Below are 16,532 nucleotides of genomic sequence, written 5' to 3'. Positions count from 1 at the left end.
GAGTAAAGAAACGCTGTAATCACCATAACAATGTGATAATTACAGCGTTTTTTTTATGATAATTCCTGTAAGAATTCATCTAATCTGGTAAAAACAGAACCCCAGCCATTCATAATTCCCATTTTTTCTTGCTGTATTTTATAAGCTTCTGTCGGATGAATCACATTGAATGTAAAATCAGTTTTAGTATCATTTTTCTTAAACAATGATTCTATGATCACCCCTTCCGTCATAGGTTTGAAGTTTGCTGTGGATGCAATTTTTTCTAAATGAGTAATCTCCGTATACGTTCCTTCGGCGATAAATTCTTGTCCATTGGGCATTAACATTGAGTATTTCCATTTTCCACCTACTACAAATGAGTGTGCTACGATAGTGGTTCCCTCTCCACGAGGATTCCACCATTTTGCAATGTGTTGTGGGTCTGACCAAGCTTCCCATACCAATGCTATAGGTGCGTCAAATGTTCTTTTAATGGTGATTGTTCTGTTTGTGTTATCCATTTTTATTGTTTTTTGATTGTAATTCTGTTAAGTAATTTTCAAAAGAGTCTATTCTATCCTCCCAAAGTTTTTTGTATTGTTCTATCCATAAAAAAGCAGGAACTAAATGTTGAGGCTGAATTTTGCAATATCGTTTTCTACCTTCTTTCTGTATTTGAATGATATTGCACTCATGAAGTATTTTAATATGCTTTGATATAGCGGGTCTACTTATATTAAATTTTGCTGCTACATCGTTTACAGTTAAAGTTTCTTTTGAGATTAATTCAATAATATCTCTTCGTACAGGGTCAGCAATAGCCTGAAAAACATCTCTTCTCATAATTTAAGTAACCATTTGGTTACAAATATAAATGTAACTATTTGGTTACGCAATTATTTTTAGTAAAAATATTCAAATATGTTAAAAGTGATTTTAATTATTTCAATCAGTAATAAAATCTAAAAGAGTTGCGTTATCATCATAAGCATACAACTACTTCAACTAAATTATCTAAAAAATGTCATCAAGAATCGCCTTTGTGGGGATGGTTGTTCTGTTGTTGCTATCTACATCATGCCAAGAGTCGGGATGTTATAAATCTCAGCGCAATCAAATCCTAGGAAAAAACGAGTATAATAGTAAAGCGTATCAGGAGGAGTTGTATAGACTTATCAAGGAAAATCCTGATGTAGATTATTATTTTGAATTCAGAGAAGAAATTTTTGGACAGAGCTATCTTGTTATTAATGCTTTTGGAGATGCCTTTTGTGGAAAACTCTGTTTGATGGTTCCAGAAGAAGATGCTACAAGTATAACGCTAAAAGATTCGGCTGAATTTCAAGGAGCGCAATTAATAGGGTTGCGTTATAAACAACACAAGACCGATTATGGATCGGCCTTGGTGTATGATTCTGTAGAGTATATTGTTGATTAATAGTTTATGGAACGATTCTTCGTCCAAAATTAATTAGGATGTGTGGTTTTTTGAATCCAGTTGTTTTGGTTCTTTTCTTTCCGTTATAATCTGTAATGATTAATGTGGGGTATGAAGAAACGCCATATCTACGTGCTATTTTTATGCCTTCTCTTGATTCGGCATCAATAGAAACATTTATAAAATTTTTATTGTAATAATCGCCTACTTTGCGATCTTTAAAACTTGTACGCTTTAATTGTTTACAAGGAGCGCACCATGTAGCATAAAAGTCTACAAATACATATTTGTTTTCTTCTTTGGCTTTTATAAGAGCCTCTTCCCAGCTTCCTTTGAAAAAGGAGATTCCTTTTTTCTTATAGGGAGTATCGCTATAGCTTGATAGCGTACATGCGAGAAAGAATAAAATAAGTACATATTTGCTTTTCATAACGTAACTCTTTACTTACTAAAAGCCAAGTTAAGAAGTTTTAATGTTTCATTTCTTTTTCAGCCAAAATACTTTTATAGGCTGCACGACGTATTTTTTCTCCAGTAATAAAATCTTTTTCGGTTTCTTTATCAGAATAGTACATAGAAGTAAGTGCTTCCATATGTGCAATCTCTTCTTCTGTTTTACCATCTTTAATTGCATTAGTGACATTTTCATAAATACCTACAAGCATATCATGATATTTTTGATAATCTGCTTTGCTAGCTATTGGGCCATGGCCTGGAATGATTTTGGTACTATTGTTAATGATGAGAAGACCTTTTTTTGCAGCTTCTATATCTCCTGCTAGACTTCCTCCGTTTGTGATATCTATATAAGGAAATTTAAACCTACCATGAAAATAGGTGTCTCCAGTGTGTAATACATTACTTTGAACAAAATAGACTAATGCATCTCCATCTGTATGTGCATTATGAACATGTGTGATAAAGATATCGTTTCCATTCATGTAGAAGGTAGCATCATCACTAAATGTAATGACTGGAAGTCCTGCATTTGCAGTTTTTTCATTTGCAGCAAGACGTTTGCGAACGTTATCATGAGCAACAATCATAGTGCCGGCTGCTTCAAAATTTGCATTTCCTCCAGAATGATCTCCATGAAAATGTGTATTTACTAAAAATTTTACAGGATTATCAGAAAGGGTTTTAATGGCTGCGATAATTTTTTCACTAAGAGGAGCAAATTGATCGTCAATCATAAAAACACCGTCATCACCTACAGAAATTCCTATGTTTCCGCCTGCTCCTTGAAGCATGTATATGTTGTTAGATACAGGTTCTATCTTGATTTTTACGTTATCGAAACGACCTTGCGAATAACTAAATGATGTAACGGCAAAAAGCGCTATAAGTATGATTTTTTTCATGATAATGGTTTGTGTTAAAGGCTTCCAGTCGGAAAATACTTGGTAAGCTTTCGCGAAAGCGTAATTTTAACAAGCATTTAAGATGCATATATTGTTGTGTAAACGACAATCAGGGAGTATCTTTGCACAACTTTTAAAATAGCTAATTTTCTATTGATTTGAGTGAAGTAGCATCACATACAATTGCCGTGTCTCCATGGCAAGATTTTAAGGAAATCACAAAAATGCGATTGTCAATTAGCGTTGTCTTTTCCAGTGTTGCTGGGTATTTTCTTGGAACTTCTGAAATAGACTGGGCTGTTGTGGCCATGCTAGCTGTTGGAGGCTATTTTATGGTGGGAGCTTCAAATGCATATAATCAAGTGCTTGAGCGTGATCTAGATGCATTGATGGATCGTACTAAAAATAGACCTGTTGCTTCTGGACGTATGTCTGTAAAAACAGCATTAGGAATAGCGATTTTATTTACGATATTAGGGTTGGTTACATTATTTTATATTAATCCGCAAACAGCTATGTTTGGTGGGATTTCTATATTTATGTATGTATTGCTCTATACGCCACTTAAAACAAAAACACCACTTTCAGTTTTTGTAGGGGCATTTCCTGGAGCGATTCCTTTTATGTTAGGATGGGTGGCTGCTACCAATGATTTTGGAATTGAGCCAGGGACATTATTTATGATTCAATTTTTTTGGCAATTCCCTCATTTTTGGGCAATAGGCTGGTTTCTATTTGATGATTATAAAAAAGGAGGATTCTTTATGCTTCCTACAGGTAAAAGAGATAAAGGAACCGCAGTACAAGTTATTTTATATACTATTTGGACTATTCTTATTTCAATTGTACCTGCATTTGGTGTAACAGGAGGATTGTTTTTATCGCCTATAGCAACTATAGTTGTTGCAGGATTAGGATTATTTATGCTGTATTGGGCTATTAAACTCTACCAAAAGAGAGATGCGCCTACAGCTAAAAAATTAATGTTGTCTAGTGTGACATATATAACGCTACTTCAAATTGTTTTTGTAGTAGACAAATTTTTAAGGTAATGGATTACACAGCAGGAACAGAAAAATACAAACAAGATCGTGCCAAAAAGCAAATGCTTTGGTTCGGGATCATAAGTTTGTGTATGACTTTTGCAGGACTTACAAGTGCGTATATTGTAAGTATGGAGCGTAAAGACTGGTTGGATGATTACGAGTTTCCTCAGTCACTTATTATTTCTACTGTTGTTATCATATTAAGTAGTATTGCAATACAGCTTGCAAAAGGTGCTATTGTAAATAATAAAAGACAAATAGGAACCTTGTTATTAATAGTAACGTTGGTATTAGGACTTGTCTTTATGGGGTATCAATATCAAGGCTTATTTACAGAGCTAACGGGTCAGGGCTATTTTATGACTGGGGCGTCTAGTAATATTACCACAACATTTCTGTTTTTGATTGTTGCTGTACACATTGCCCATGTTATTGCTGGTGTGATAGCTCTTATTACAGTTGTAATAAATCATATACGAGGTAAATATTCTAAAGAAGATCATTTGGGATTAACATTGGGAGTTACATTCTGGCACTTTTTAGGAGTGTTATGGATCTTTTTATTTTTACTGTTATATTTTACGAAGTAAAAGTGGGGTATAGGTGAGTTTATAGTCAGTTTATTAAGGGCTTAAAAGAGTTCTGAAAATAAAAGCTATATAGACCCATTATAAATCCTAATTTTATCTTTGAAATACGCATAGAAAATACCTATTTTTGCAAACGATAAATTAACCAAAATGTCACTATGGACGCTACTGTAACAAATACAACAAGCGAAGGTAAAACTTGGGGCGGCGGAAACAAGCCTCTAAAAGCAAGCTACGGAAAGTTAATGATGTGGTTTTTCATCGTATCTGATGGACTATCTTTTTCAGGATTTCTTGCTGCTTATGGCTTTTCTAGATTTAAATTTATAGATTCTTGGCCTATTGCAGACGAAGTGTTTACTCACGTTCCTTTCTTTCACGGTAATTACCCGATGATTTATGTAGCGTTTATGACCTTTGTTCTTATTATGTCTTCTGTAACGATGGTACTTGCTGTAGACGCAGGACATCACATGAAAAAAACGAAGGTAATATGGTATATGTTCTTTACGATTATAGGAGGAGCTATATTCGTAGGATCTCAAGCTTGGGAATGGGCAACCTTTATCAAAGGTGATTATGGAGCTGTAGAGACCAAAGGAGGGAAAATATTACAGTTCTTAGATGCAGAAACTGGAAAACGTGTAGCATTGGCAGATTTTGCAACTACATTACCAAGTGAAAGAGTAGGGCATGAGCGTAAAAATGGAATCTGGTATGATTCAGAAGGCGCACTTCCTAGTTATACAATAGAAGAAATCAAAGCTGGATTTGCTGCAAATTCTAATCTCTTAATCCGTACACAAACACTTACTGAAAAAGGAGAAAAGACAATACTTAGTAGAGATGAATCTTTACTTCGTTTAAATCGAGATGCAGTTGCTGTTGTAGAAGGAGCAAACTTAATTCATAATGAATATGGAACACCGCTATTTGCAGACTTCTTCTTCTTTATAACAGGATTTCACGGGTTTCACGTATTTTCAGGAGTAATCATTAACTTAATTATATTTTTCAATGTGATTTTAGGAACGTATGAGCGTAGAGGTCACTATGAAATGGTTGAAAAAGTTGGTCTTTATTGGCACTTTGTCGATTTAGTATGGGTATTTGTATTTACCTTCTTCTACCTTGTATAATTATAATAAGTATCAGAATTTAGTTGTTAAGCTATGGCACACGAACATAAATTAGAAATATTTAGAGGGCTTTTAAAATTTAAGTCTAACGTAACAAAAATTTGGGGAGTACTTATTGTACTTTCTATTGTAACTGCAGTTGAAGTTGTTTTAGGTATTTATAAACCAGAATCTCTTACTGAAAACACATTTATAAGAATGAAACTCCTTAACTGGATTTTCATTATCCTAACCATTTTTAAAGCATACTACATTACTTGGGACTTTATGCACATGCGTGATGAAGTAAAAGGATTACGTAGAGCTGTAGTTTGGACTGGAGTATTCTTAATATTATACTTAGTCTTTATCTTACTAACAGAAGGAGACTATATTTTTAACGTATACGATACAGGATTCCAAAGCTGGGATTTTTAATATAATATAATTGAAAAGCGGTTTATAACCGCTTTTTTTAGCACTACACTTAATGCTTGCTTCTAATTAAGTATATTAAAGTGTATACGTGTTACAAAAGAAAGTACTATGAAAAAGAAATTAGTGCTTATTGCACTTTTTGTTCTGCCCATTGTGGCTTATTTATTTTTCTCTTCAGGGATATATAATTTTGCAAAACTGCCTATTATTACAGGAAAAGTAGTTGATATATCAACGGTAACTAATCGAGAAATTAAAACAGCTAATTATTCTTCAGACACGCCTTTAACTTTAAAGGATCATGTTTCTATAGTAGGATATTTAGGCGATAATCTCACTTCGAACATAGGGTATACTGCAAACCTTAATTTGATGATCTATAAGTATTTTTTGAAATATGAAGATTTTCAAATGATCCTTTTTGTGTCTCCAGGAAGTGAGCAGGTGATTAATGACTTAAAAATTGAGTTGGGTAGAATTTTTGACGTTAAAAAAATACGTTTTGTGCAAGCCTCTAAAGAGCAGGCTACAAAGCATTTTGAAAGCTTAGGAACAACGTTAAGTTTATCTCCTAATGGTAGTCACCCTAATGTGTTTATAATAGATAGAGCGCTAGCGTTACGATCTGGACATGAAGATAAAAAACCTAACGGATATGGCTATGATATGACACAAGCTGTAGAAATGGGTTACATGAAGGATGATATCAAAATCATTTTAGCAGAATATAGACTAGCATTAAAGAAAAACAATAATGCTAGTGATAAAATAGAACAACGTAGAGAGAAAAAATAATGCGTAAGAATACTTATATAGGGATTGCATTTATTGTGCTCATTTTTGGAATTATTTTTATTCCTAAAATTTTTAGAAGGTTTGCAAATGATGATGTGGTAAGAGGAGGTCGTATGCATGCTGTTGGAGGAACTCAAGAAACAAATGAAGATGAACTTCTTTACATTACTATAAATAAAAAAGACAGAAAAGTCCCAGAATTTGAGTTTGTAGATCAGAATAACGATACCATTTCTGATAAAGATTATAGAGGGAAGGTTTTTCTTGTAGAGTTTTTCTTTACAAGATGCACAGATATATGTATTCCTATGAATCACAATTTGCAAGCTATCGCAAAGATGTATGAAGGGAATCCTAATTTTGGAATAGCTTCTTTTTCTATAGATCCTGAACACGATACTCCTGAAGTGTTGAAAAAATATGCAGCAGATTATGGAGTGACCAATCCAAACTGGCACTTTATGACGGGTGATAGATCAGATATATTAAAACTTTCTAATGAAGGTTTCTATCTTCCAACAAATACCGAAGATGATTTAGATAATGGATTGTATCACTCAGGGCTTTTTGCATTAATAGATCAAAATGGATTTATACGATCTCGTCCTGATGACTATGGAAATCCTAAACCTTATTATAGAGGTTCTGTGCCTATGGATGCTACTGTAGGAGAAGGAGAAGAAGTGCCAGAAATTGATATACTTATAGAAGACATTAAAAAATTATTAGAAAAATAATGAGTACACATCTTTCAGATACCGAAAAGAAATATCAAAAATGGATCGTAGTATTGTCTATTGTAATTCCATTAGCAGTAGCGGCTTTATTTGGTGTGAAGCTTAAGGATTATGGTTTTGATGTAGAGCCACTTACTTTTTTACCTCCTGTATATGCTACTATTAATGGATTAACAGCTGTCGTGTTAGTACTAGCAGTACTCCAGATTAAAAAAGGGAATCGTAAAATGCATGAACGACTCATGAAGTTTGCGATACTCCTTTCAGTATTGTTTTTGGTGATGTATGTAGCGTATCATATGACCTCAGATTCAACACCCTATGGAGGAGAAGGGAGTATTAGGTATTTGTATTTCTTTATCTTGATCACGCATATTGTCCTCTCTATTGCGATCATTCCATTAGTGCTTTTTACCTATGTAAGAGCTCTAGCAGAACGTTTTGATAAACATAAAAAACTAGCTAAAATCACATTCCCAATTTGGCTATATGTAGCTGTTACGGGTGTTGTTGTCTATCTTATGATTTCACCCTATTATGTGCATTAAAATCATATGAAAACTAAAAAAAGTATCATTATTGTTTTTATGGTTTTTGTTTCCGCTTTCGCGAAAGCAGAAACAGTAACACCTTCTCCTGCATTAACAACGCAATGTGCTATGTGCCGTGCAGTTTTAGAATCTGAAGAAGATAATAGTACTGCCAAGGGCATTAATAATGGAATTAAATATCTTATGGTCATTCCCTACATTCTAGTGGGAGGCGTCTTTTATTTTATTTACAAGTCAAGAAAAAAGGATAAAGAGGCTAATGTTGAAGATTCTTTTTTAGAATAATAATTGAGGATTACTGTAACATCATTTTCAGAGTGTAGTCTTTACTTCTGAGATGTATTCATACCAATATTTCATGAGTTGCTATTTTTCTTTTGTAAGGAGAATCCCTATAAATAGAGGTATTAACATCAATTTCACACAATTTTAGCTTTTCATTACTAATATTGTGCAATTAAAGTGTCGTCCATGATTCAAATTAAAGATTTGCATAAATCCTATCAAATGGGGAGTAACTCACTCCACGTATTAAAAGGTATTGACTTTAACGTAAAAGAAGGCGAGTTGGTCTCTATTATGGGATCTTCTGGTTCTGGTAAATCTACGTTGCTTAATATACTCGGGATGTTAGATGAAGCAGATCTTGGATCATATACATTAGATAATGTGTCTATTAAAAACCTTAATGAGAAAGTAGCTGCTCAATACCGTAATAAATTTCTTGGGTTTATTTTTCAATCATTTAACCTTATTAATTATAAAAATGCATTAGACAATGTATCTATGCCATTGTATTATCAAGGAATAAAACGTAAAGAACGTACAGATAAAGCGTTGCACTACCTAGAAAAAGTAGGACTTGCAGACTGGGCTACTCACTTGCCTAGTGAGCTTTCTGGAGGACAAAAGCAACGTGTAGCCATAGCGAGAGCGCTAGCAAGTGATCCTAAAGTATTACTTGCCGATGAGCCAACTGGAGCATTAGACACAAAGACTTCGTATGAAGTAATGGAACTTATACAGGGAATTAACGAAGAGGGTAAAACAATACTTGTTGTAACACACGAACCTGATATTGCAGAGATGACCAAACGTATCGTAAACCTTAAAGATGGTCGTATTATAGATGATAGGCCTGTAAACCAAATACTAGCTAAAGCTCATGTTTGATATAGAACGCTGGCAAGAGATTTTTGAAACTATTGGAAAGAACAAACTACGTACTTTTTTAACGGGGCTTTCAGTAGCATCTGGAATTTTTATTTTAGTCATTCTTCTTGGTTTTAGTAGCGGTATTCAAAAAGGAGTAAAATTACAGTTTGCGCAAGATGCAGAGAGCAGGATTAGCGTTTGGACTAATGTGACAACAAAAGAGTATAAAGGTCTTAATCCAGGCCGTCGTATACAGCTGCATAATTCAGATTATGAAACCATCAATACAAAATTTGAAGATGAAATAGAACATAAAACAGCATTGTATAATATATGGGGAGGACGAGTAAACTATAAAAATGAATTTGGTAACTATCGAATAGAAGGTGCAAATCCAGGACAACAATTTATAGAAAATGCATCGTTGACTTCTGGACGATTTCTAAATCAAAATGATATTGATGAAGGTGTTAAAGTTGCTATTATTGGAAATAAGGTCAAGCAAGAATTATTTAAAACAGAAGAAGCGGTAGGAAAGACAATAAAAATTACAGGAATTAATTTTATAGTCGCAGGAGTATTTACAGATCCAGGAGGAGAGCGAGAAGAACAACGTATTTTTATACCTATTTCAACTGCTCAAAGAGTTTTTAATGCAGGAGATAAGTTAAGATCTGTCGCTTATACAGTTAAAATGAGTGATAATTTTGACGAAGCAGTGGCATTATCGGCAGCGGTGAGTGATGGTATAGAAAAAGAAATAAAATCCAGATATAGTATTGCTCCAGATGACCGAAGCGCAGTTCGCGTTTTTTATAACTTAGAAGAAGCACAGCAAATATATGGACTTATAGATACAATGAGATTGGTATTTTGGGTCATAGGAATATTTACAATAGTAGCTGGAGTGGTAGGTGTAAGTAATATTATGCTCATTATCGTTAAAGAACGTACTAAAGAAATAGGAGTGCGAAAAGCACTAGGAGCTTTACCAAGCTCTATCGTTGGAATGATTCTTCAGGAATCTGTTTTTATTACAGCAATAGCAGGATTTACAGGACTATTTGCAGGAGTTGCTCTTTTAGAAGCTGTAAGTCCACTTATAGATAGTGATTTTATAAAATCACCTCAAGTAAACTTTACAACAGCTGTAAGCACAGTACTAATTCTGATACTATCAGGTGCTGTTGCAGGATATATTCCGGCAAGAAGAGCAGCAAATATTAAACCCATAGAAGCCTTGCGAGATGAATAATATCTATAAAAGGCATAATCCTAAACCTATATAAATATGTTTAATAGAGATCGCTGGGCAGAAATATTGGAGGCAATGAATGCAAATAGGTTTAGAACCTTATTGACAGCCTTTGGTGTTTTCTGGGGAATATTCATATTGGTGCTTTTGCTAGCATTAACAAATGGATTACGTAATGGTGTTGGAGCAGATTTTGGAGATTTTGCTACAAACTCTATGTTTATGTGGTCTCAGGGTACTTCAAAACCTTATAAAGGATTGCCTAAAGGACGGTTCTTTAGTTTTAAGTTAGAAGATGTTGAAGTGTTAAAAGATCAAGTGCCTGAACTTAAATATGTCTCTCCTCGTAATCAACTGGGAGGATTTAGAGGATCTAATAATGTAACTCGTAATGAAAAAACAGGAGCTTATAATGTATATGGAGATTATCCAGAATTCATCAAGCAGCAACCTATGGACATTACTGCGGGACGTTTTATTAGCTATTCAGATATAGGAGATAAAAGAAAAGTAGCTGTTATTGGAGTAGATGTTGTAAAAGGACTCTATGATATAGATGAAGAACCTATAGGTACTTATATTAAAATAAATGGAATTAATTTTTTGGTTGTAGGAACTTTTAAAAATCCGAAAAGTAATGGCGATCAGGAAGAAGAAGCAAATACTATTTTTGTTCCCTTTACTACGTTTGCTCAAGCCTTTAATAGAGCAGATAATGTGGGTTGGATGGCAATAACGGCACATGATCATACACAAATAACCAATGTTAAACAGCGTGTTTTTGACATTATGAAAGAACAACGTACTGTTCATCCTGATGATGATCGCGCTATTGGACACTTTGATCTTGCTGAAGAATTTGGAAGACTTATGGGGTTATTTTCTATACTTAGTTTAGTCGGTTATGTGGTAGGAGGCCTTGTGCTATTATCTGGAGCAATAGGGGTGAGTAATATTATGCTTATTGTTGTGAAAGAACGTACCAAAGAAATAGGAGTTCGAAGAGCGCTTGGCGCTACACCATGGAATGTAAAATCTCAAATATTATTAGAATCTTTAGTACTTACTATTTTATCTGGTATGTGGGGAATTGCTTGTGCGGCAAGTGCAATTTGGCTTATGAATTTTGGCTTATCGCAATCGGGTCCCGTAGATAACTTTGCAAACCCATCTGTAAATATAGGAGTCATATTTATTGCGCTTACCATCTTATTATTATCAGGGATTCTTGCGGGATTGATACCTGCAACAAGAGCGACACAGATGAAACCAGTAGACGCATTACGCATAGAATAAAATTAAAAGTATACAATCAAATCATTATTATGAAACGAACAGGAACCATCATCATTCTACTTACAATCGTAGTTGGGTTTTTAGTAGGAATATATTATATCTGGATAAAAGATAAACAAGATCCTATTATTTATAAAACAGAACAAGCTAGCACTAAGACTATTGTTAAAAAAACAGTCGCTACAGGTAGTATTGTTCCTAAAGAAGAAGTGCTTATTAAGCCAAATATCTCTGGAATTATAGATGAAATCTATGTAGAAGCAGGAGATCAAATTAAGGCAGGAGATCTTATTGCAAAAATTAAAGTCGTTCCTAATGCCTCTTCTCTTACCAATGCAAAAAACAATATAGCGAGTGCTCGTACAGCAGTACAAACAGCTAGACTTGCTTTTGAAAATCAAAAAAGCATCTATAATCGCCAAAAGGCCTTGTTTGATAAAGGGGTGATCTCTGCCAATGATTTTGATGGTATTGAAAATGCATATAACCAAGCAGATCAGCGTGTGAAGCAAGAGCAAGTTAACTTAACGAGCGCTTTACAAAACTATGATATTATAAAAACAGGTACGACTAGTGGTCTTGGTGCTGCGGCAACAACACAAGTACGATCTACTATTACGGGAATGATTTTGGACGTTCCTGTAAAAACAGGGAATCAGGTGATTGAGGCAAATAACTTTAATGATGGAACCACCATTGCAACTCTTGCTGATGTAGACAAAATGATTTTTGAAGGAAAAGTAGATGAGAGTGAAGTGGGTAAAATAAAAGAAGAATTGCCTCTTGAGATTACTGTAGGAGCTATTGAAGACATGAAATTTGATGCGACCCTAGACTACATTGCACCTAAAGGAGTAGCTGAAAATGGAGCGATACAGTTTGAAATTAAAGGAACCTTGGCTAAGATAGATTCTACTACATTTATAAGAGCTGGACTTAGTGCTAATGCAAGTATTATCTTAGCAAAAGCAGATTCAGTACTTGCGATTAAAGAAGCTTTAGTACAATATGATCCAAAAACCAAAAAACCTTTTGTCGAAATAGAAACAGGAGATCAGCAGTTTGAGCGTCGTGATTTAGAGCTTGGGACTAGTGATGGTATATTTGTAGAAGTAAAAGGAGGGGTTTCTAAGGAAGATAAGATTAAAATTTGGAATCAAATCAAAGCTCCAAAAGGATTTGGGGGACGTGGTTAATAAAATATAAATCCAGTCTGAATGCGCTTTCGCGAAAGCGTATAAAAATTAATTAACATTTTTTGTAACATAAATACGTTTCAATAGTCATATTGGACATCAATCGATATTATGAGAAAATTATTCATTATATGTTTTAGTCTGTTCATTTCTGTAGCAGGATTTGCTCAAAATAAAAAATGGACACTGCAAGAGTGTGTACAATATGCTTTAGATAATAATATTACCATAAAGCAAACACAGTTAGATGAAGAAACTGCAGCAATAGAAAAGAAAGATGCAATAGGGAACTATTTACCTACTTTAAATGGTAATGCTTCAAATAACTGGAATAGTGGTCTTACACAAAATATTACAACGGGAGTTTTAGAAACACAGACGTTGCGTAACTCCTCTTATAGTATTACTGCTGGAGTAAGAATTTTTAATGGATTTAGAAATAAAAAAGCATTAGATAGAGCAGAGCTTTCAAGAATAGCTGCCGATTATAATATTGCAAAAATCAAAGATGATACAGCACTTTCTGTAGCATTAGCATATTTACAGGTATTATTAAATAAAGAAAACCTTAAAACGGTTGTTGCGCAAAACCAAGTGACTAAAGAGCAAGTGTCAAGAACACAGGAACTTGTAGATGGAGGTGTTTTGCCGAGTGGAGATTTGTTAGAAATTAAAGCGACAGATGCCAGTGAAAGACAACGTATTGTTGCAGCGCAAAATGCTGTTAAAATTTCACTTATTAATCTAGCACAGTTACTAGCGTTTGATGATTATGATAATTTTGAAATAGAAGACACTGAATATAATATTTTAGGAGAAGAGATATTAAATACATCTCCAGAGGTATTATTAGAAAAAGCAAAAGAAAGCCGTTATGATCTTAAAATTGTTGAGCAAAACCTAGCGATTGCCAAAAAAGACCTAGAGTTAAGTAAAGCATCGCTTTATCCTACAATAAATGGATTCTTTAATTATAATACAAGGGAGTCAGGAGCACCTACATTTAGCCAAACTGTAGATCCAAATAACCCTTCGACAGATGTTCCTATTGGTTTTGTAGAAGGAACAAATCAAACCGTATTTACCACACAGCCCAATATTCTTTTGCAAGAAGGAAATCCAACACCATTTATAGAGCAATTATATCTAAATGATGGTATCTCTTATGGAGTACAACTATCAGTGCCTATTTTTAATGGATTCTCTACGCGTAATAATATTAAGAGAAGTGAGGTAAATGTAAAACGTTCTGAGTTTCAAAGTGAACAAGCTAGACTTAATTTTGAGTCTGCTGTTTACCAGGCGTATACAGATGCTAAGGCTGCAAAAGAGAGTTATGAAGCTGCAATTGCGGCATTAACTTCTCAAGAACTAGCTTATGAATACGCAAAACTTAGATATGACGTAGGACGTACAAATGCGTTTGACTTTAGTCAGTCTAAACTACGTTATGACAATGCACAAGTTGAATTAACACGATCAAAATACGATTATATATTCCGTATTAAAGTACTGGAACTCTACTTTGGAGTACCAGCTACAGAACTTAAATTCTAACCAAAATGAGTAGAAAAACAGTATTTATACTTTTAGCATTAATTATCATTATTGTTGTAGGTTTAATCGGGCTGAGTAAGTCCGGAGCCATAAAAAGTGGAAAGAAAGGTAAACAAGTAGATATAGAACTTGTAGAACGTGCTACTATTGTAGAAACAGTAGCTGCTACAGGTAAAATACAACCAGAAGTAGAAGTGAGTATTTCTTCTGAGGTATCTGGTGAAATTATTGAGCTTCCAATAAAAGAAGGTCAAGATGTTAAAAAAGGAGACCTATTAGTGCGTATCAATCCAGATTTAGTTCAAGGCGCTCTTAATCAAGTACAGGCTTCTTTACAGAATGCACGTTCTGGACTTGCACAAGCAGAGGCAAATCTAAAAGTTGCAAAGTTAGATTTTGATCGTAATAAACCTTTATATGATAAAGGCGTTATTTCAAAAGCAGATTTTGATAGAGCACAATCTGATTATGAGGTAGCACAAGCAACAAAACAGAGTGCTTATTATAATGTACAGAGTGTAGCTGCACAAGTAAAGCAAGCTCAGGATAACTTAGGGCGTACAGCTATATTTGCTCCTAGAGATGGGACAATATCAAAACTTAGTGTAGAGCTAGGAGAGCGTGTAGTAGGAACTGCACAACAGGCAGGTACTGAAATTGTAAGAGTTGCCAATCTTACAAATATGGAGGTAGAGGTAGATGTAAATGAGAATGATATTGTGAAAATAGAAGTAGGAGATTCTACAATAGTAGAAGTAGATGCTTACTTAAAGAAAGAATTCAAAGGTATTGTTACAGAGATTGCAAATTCTGCTGAGACAACATTAACCGCAGATCAGGTAACAAACTTTAAAGTGAAAGTACGTATTCTTGAAGAATCATATAAAGATCTTTTAGAAGGCAGATCAGAAACATACTCTCCATTTAGACCAGGTATGACTGCAACGGTAGATGTGATTACTAAGAAAAGTGAAAATAGTATCTCAGCACCTATTAGTGCTATAGTTGTAAAATCAGATACAAGCTCTACAAGAAGTGGAAAGCCTAAAAAAGATATTAAGGGTGATGATAAGAAGTTTGAATGTGTCTTTATTAAGGATGGAGATAAAGCAAAACTTAAAGTCGTAACTACAGGAATTCAAGATGATTCTAAAATTGAAATCTTATCTGGATTAAGTGAAGGGGATGAAATAATTACAGGACCATATACCTTAGTTACCAAAAGACTAAAAACAGGAGATTTGGTTCAGGTTAAGGAAGATGATTCTAAAAATGATGAAACAGACGAATAATGACATCTAACATATTATGTATAGAGACAGCCACCACAAATTGTTCGGTGGCTTTGTCTATTTATGGAGAACAAAGTGTATTACGTGAAGATAATGATGTAAAATATTCTCATGCAGAACGCTTACATCCATATATAGAAGAGATATTAACTACAGCAAATTTGGATAAAAATGAGCTTACCGCAGTAGCTATAAGTAAAGGTCCGGGTAGCTATACTGGATTACGCATAGGAGTTTCTGCAGCAAAAGGATTATGTTATGCTTTAGGAATCCCTCTTATTTCTATTTCGACATTAGAATCATTGTCTTATAAAGTTAATTGTGATGAAGGTGATTATATCATCCCTATGCTTGATGCTCGTAGAATGGAGGTATACAGTGCTGTTTTTGATGCTAATCATAATCAGATAAGAACAACAGAAGCTCAGATTCTAGAAGAAAATTCTTTTGCAGAGTATCTTGAAAAAGGGACCGTATATTTTGTGGGAAATGGTGTATCAAAATTTGAAGAAATTTGTAAACACCCTAATGCAGTTTTTGTTAAAAATACATTGCCTTCAGCAACACAGATGTGCAAACTAGCAGAGGCTAAAAATAAATTGAGTGATTACGAAGATGTGGCTTATTTCGAGCCTTACTACCTTAAAGATTTTATAGCAGGAGTTCCAAAGAAAAAGTAATTACAATATTTTATATATAAAAAAGCACCCATATTTTTAAATATG

At 34.2% G+C, this 16,532-nt stretch carries 20 protein-coding genes; 16 read left to right on the top strand and 4 right to left on the bottom strand.

Annotated elements, in window-relative coordinates; all coding sequences use genetic code 11:
* Positions 1–53: 53 nt before the first annotated feature.
* A complete protein-coding gene (locus tag CHB80_RS01130; RefSeq protein WP_089369602.1) occupies positions 54–503 on the bottom strand; it encodes an SRPBCC family protein in 450 nt (149 codons plus the stop codon).
* Positions 496–825 carry an ArsR/SmtB family transcription factor gene (locus CHB80_RS01125; RefSeq protein ID WP_089369601.1) on the bottom strand — a complete coding sequence of 110 codons (330 nt, stop codon included), beginning with the start codon at positions 823–825 and terminating at the stop codon, positions 496–498. The genes CHB80_RS01130 and CHB80_RS01125 overlap by 8 nt, the downstream gene beginning before the upstream one ends.
* 178 nt (positions 826–1,003) lie before the next feature.
* Between CHB80_RS01125 and CHB80_RS01120 the strand changes: the two genes are divergently transcribed.
* Entirely contained in the window at positions 1,004–1,420 is a 417-nt protein-coding gene (locus tag CHB80_RS01120) for a hypothetical protein (RefSeq protein ID WP_143337024.1), read from the top strand.
* Positions 1,421–1,424: 4 nt separating this feature from the next.
* Here CHB80_RS01120 and CHB80_RS01115 read toward each other — a convergent pair whose 3' ends face one another.
* Entirely contained in the window at positions 1,425–1,850 is a 426-nt protein-coding gene (locus CHB80_RS01115; protein WP_089369599.1) for a thioredoxin family protein, read from the bottom strand.
* Between the two features lie 40 nt (positions 1,851–1,890).
* Positions 1,891–2,781 (bottom strand): MBL fold metallo-hydrolase, encoded by an 891-nt coding sequence (locus CHB80_RS01110; RefSeq protein WP_089369598.1) that lies wholly within the window; start codon positions 2,779–2,781, stop codon positions 1,891–1,893.
* Positions 2,782–2,939: 158 nt separating this feature from the next.
* On the opposite strand from CHB80_RS01110, the gene cyoE reads away from it, so the two are divergent.
* The 15 genes from cyoE (at position 2,940) to tsaB (ending at position 16,487) form a co-directional block, all read left to right on the top strand.
* A complete protein-coding gene (gene cyoE, locus CHB80_RS01105; RefSeq protein ID WP_089369597.1) occupies positions 2,940–3,833 on the top strand; it encodes a heme o synthase in 894 nt (297 codons plus the stop codon).
* Complete coding sequence (locus CHB80_RS01100; RefSeq protein ID WP_089369596.1) at positions 3,833–4,417, top strand: cytochrome c oxidase subunit 3; 585 nt, start codon at positions 3,833–3,835, stop codon at positions 4,415–4,417. The genes cyoE and CHB80_RS01100 overlap by 1 nt, the downstream gene beginning before the upstream one ends.
* A gap of 158 nt (positions 4,418–4,575) precedes the next feature.
* A complete protein-coding gene (locus CHB80_RS01095) occupies positions 4,576–5,556 on the top strand; it encodes a cytochrome c oxidase subunit 3 (protein WP_089369595.1) in 981 nt (326 codons plus the stop codon).
* A gap of 33 nt (positions 5,557–5,589) precedes the next feature.
* Positions 5,590–5,973, top strand: a complete 384-nt coding sequence (locus CHB80_RS01090; RefSeq protein ID WP_089369594.1) for a cytochrome C oxidase subunit IV family protein — start codon at positions 5,590–5,592, stop codon at positions 5,971–5,973.
* Positions 5,974–6,081: 108 nt separating this feature from the next.
* A complete protein-coding gene (locus tag CHB80_RS01085; protein ID WP_089369593.1) occupies positions 6,082–6,768 on the top strand; it encodes a hypothetical protein in 687 nt (228 codons plus the stop codon).
* Positions 6,768–7,505 carry an SCO family protein gene (locus CHB80_RS01080; protein ID WP_089369592.1) on the top strand — a complete coding sequence of 246 codons (738 nt, stop codon included), beginning with the start codon at positions 6,768–6,770 and terminating at the stop codon, positions 7,503–7,505. The genes CHB80_RS01085 and CHB80_RS01080 overlap by 1 nt, the downstream gene beginning before the upstream one ends.
* Positions 7,505–8,053, top strand: coding sequence for a DUF420 domain-containing protein (locus CHB80_RS01075; protein WP_089369591.1), 549 nt, complete (start codon positions 7,505–7,507; stop codon positions 8,051–8,053). Before CHB80_RS01080 ends, CHB80_RS01075 begins: the two co-directional genes overlap by 1 nt.
* Before the next feature lie 6 nt (positions 8,054–8,059).
* Complete coding sequence (locus tag CHB80_RS01070) at positions 8,060–8,341, top strand: hypothetical protein (protein WP_089369590.1); 282 nt, start codon at positions 8,060–8,062, stop codon at positions 8,339–8,341.
* A 186-nt stretch (positions 8,342–8,527) separates the two neighbouring features.
* Positions 8,528–9,229 (top strand): ABC transporter ATP-binding protein, encoded by a 702-nt coding sequence (locus CHB80_RS01065; protein ID WP_089369589.1) that lies wholly within the window; start codon positions 8,528–8,530, stop codon positions 9,227–9,229.
* Positions 9,222–10,466, top strand: coding sequence for an ABC transporter permease (locus CHB80_RS01060; RefSeq protein WP_089369588.1), 1,245 nt, complete (start codon positions 9,222–9,224; stop codon positions 10,464–10,466). Before CHB80_RS01065 ends, CHB80_RS01060 begins: the two co-directional genes overlap by 8 nt.
* A 36-nt stretch (positions 10,467–10,502) precedes the next feature.
* Positions 10,503–11,762: an ABC transporter permease gene (locus CHB80_RS01055; RefSeq protein ID WP_089369587.1), complete on the top strand. Its 1,260-nt coding sequence runs from the start codon at positions 10,503–10,505 to the stop codon at positions 11,760–11,762.
* Positions 11,763–11,791: 29 nt separating this feature from the next.
* Positions 11,792–12,958, top strand: coding sequence for an efflux RND transporter periplasmic adaptor subunit (locus tag CHB80_RS01050; RefSeq protein ID WP_089369586.1), 1,167 nt, complete (start codon positions 11,792–11,794; stop codon positions 12,956–12,958).
* A gap of 111 nt (positions 12,959–13,069) precedes the next feature.
* Positions 13,070–14,515 (top strand): TolC family protein, encoded by a 1,446-nt coding sequence (locus CHB80_RS01045; RefSeq protein ID WP_089369585.1) that lies wholly within the window; start codon positions 13,070–13,072, stop codon positions 14,513–14,515.
* A gap of 5 nt (positions 14,516–14,520) precedes the next feature.
* On the top strand, positions 14,521–15,807 hold the full coding sequence (locus CHB80_RS01040) for an efflux RND transporter periplasmic adaptor subunit (RefSeq protein ID WP_089369584.1): 1,287 nt from the start codon (positions 14,521–14,523) through the stop codon (positions 15,805–15,807).
* Positions 15,807–16,487 (top strand): tRNA (adenosine(37)-N6)-threonylcarbamoyltransferase complex dimerization subunit type 1 TsaB, encoded by a 681-nt coding sequence (tsaB, locus tag CHB80_RS01035; protein WP_089369583.1) that lies wholly within the window; start codon positions 15,807–15,809, stop codon positions 16,485–16,487. The genes CHB80_RS01040 and tsaB overlap by 1 nt, the downstream gene beginning before the upstream one ends.
* The last annotated feature ends 45 nt before the right edge of the window (positions 16,488–16,532 follow it).

Origin of the sequence: Dokdonia pacifica, assembly GCF_900188275.1 — a bacterium.
In the GTDB taxonomy this organism is placed as follows: Bacteria; Bacteroidota; Bacteroidia; order Flavobacteriales; family Flavobacteriaceae; genus Dokdonia; species Dokdonia pacifica.
Note: the sequence above shows the minus strand (reverse complement) of the source record. Positions and strands in the feature narration are given on the sequence as shown.

Coding starts and splice junctions, on each gene's coding strand:
- CHB80_RS01065 (WP_089369589.1), top strand. CDS start 8,528: ATGATTCAAATTAAAGATTTGCATAAATCCTATCAAATGGGGAGTAAC.
- CHB80_RS01110 (WP_089369598.1), bottom strand. CDS start 2,781: ATGAAAAAAATCATACTTATAGCGCTTTTTGCCGTTACATCATTTAGT.
- CHB80_RS01085 (WP_089369593.1), top strand. CDS start 6,082: ATGAAAAAGAAATTAGTGCTTATTGCACTTTTTGTTCTGCCCATTGTG.
- CHB80_RS01045 (WP_089369585.1), top strand. CDS start 13,070: ATGAGAAAATTATTCATTATATGTTTTAGTCTGTTCATTTCTGTAGCA.
- CHB80_RS01130 (WP_089369602.1), bottom strand. CDS start 503: ATGGATAACACAAACAGAACAATCACCATTAAAAGAACATTTGACGCA.
- CHB80_RS01080 (WP_089369592.1), top strand. CDS start 6,768: ATGCGTAAGAATACTTATATAGGGATTGCATTTATTGTGCTCATTTTT.
- CHB80_RS01070 (WP_089369590.1), top strand. CDS start 8,060: ATGAAAACTAAAAAAAGTATCATTATTGTTTTTATGGTTTTTGTTTCC.
- CHB80_RS01120 (WP_143337024.1), top strand. CDS start 1,004: ATGTCATCAAGAATCGCCTTTGTGGGGATGGTTGTTCTGTTGTTGCTA.
- CHB80_RS01095 (WP_089369595.1), top strand. CDS start 4,576: ATGGACGCTACTGTAACAAATACAACAAGCGAAGGTAAAACTTGGGGC.
- CHB80_RS01125 (WP_089369601.1), bottom strand. CDS start 825: ATGAGAAGAGATGTTTTTCAGGCTATTGCTGACCCTGTACGAAGAGAT.
- CHB80_RS01055 (WP_089369587.1), top strand. CDS start 10,503: ATGTTTAATAGAGATCGCTGGGCAGAAATATTGGAGGCAATGAATGCA.
- CHB80_RS01100 (WP_089369596.1), top strand. CDS start 3,833: ATGGATTACACAGCAGGAACAGAAAAATACAAACAAGATCGTGCCAAA.
- tsaB (WP_089369583.1), top strand. CDS start 15,807: ATGACATCTAACATATTATGTATAGAGACAGCCACCACAAATTGTTCG.
- CHB80_RS01050 (WP_089369586.1), top strand. CDS start 11,792: ATGAAACGAACAGGAACCATCATCATTCTACTTACAATCGTAGTTGGG.
- CHB80_RS01090 (WP_089369594.1), top strand. CDS start 5,590: ATGGCACACGAACATAAATTAGAAATATTTAGAGGGCTTTTAAAATTT.
- CHB80_RS01040 (WP_089369584.1), top strand. CDS start 14,521: ATGAGTAGAAAAACAGTATTTATACTTTTAGCATTAATTATCATTATT.
- CHB80_RS01060 (WP_089369588.1), top strand. CDS start 9,222: ATGTTTGATATAGAACGCTGGCAAGAGATTTTTGAAACTATTGGAAAG.
- CHB80_RS01115 (WP_089369599.1), bottom strand. CDS start 1,850: ATGAAAAGCAAATATGTACTTATTTTATTCTTTCTCGCATGTACGCTA.
- CHB80_RS01075 (WP_089369591.1), top strand. CDS start 7,505: ATGAGTACACATCTTTCAGATACCGAAAAGAAATATCAAAAATGGATC.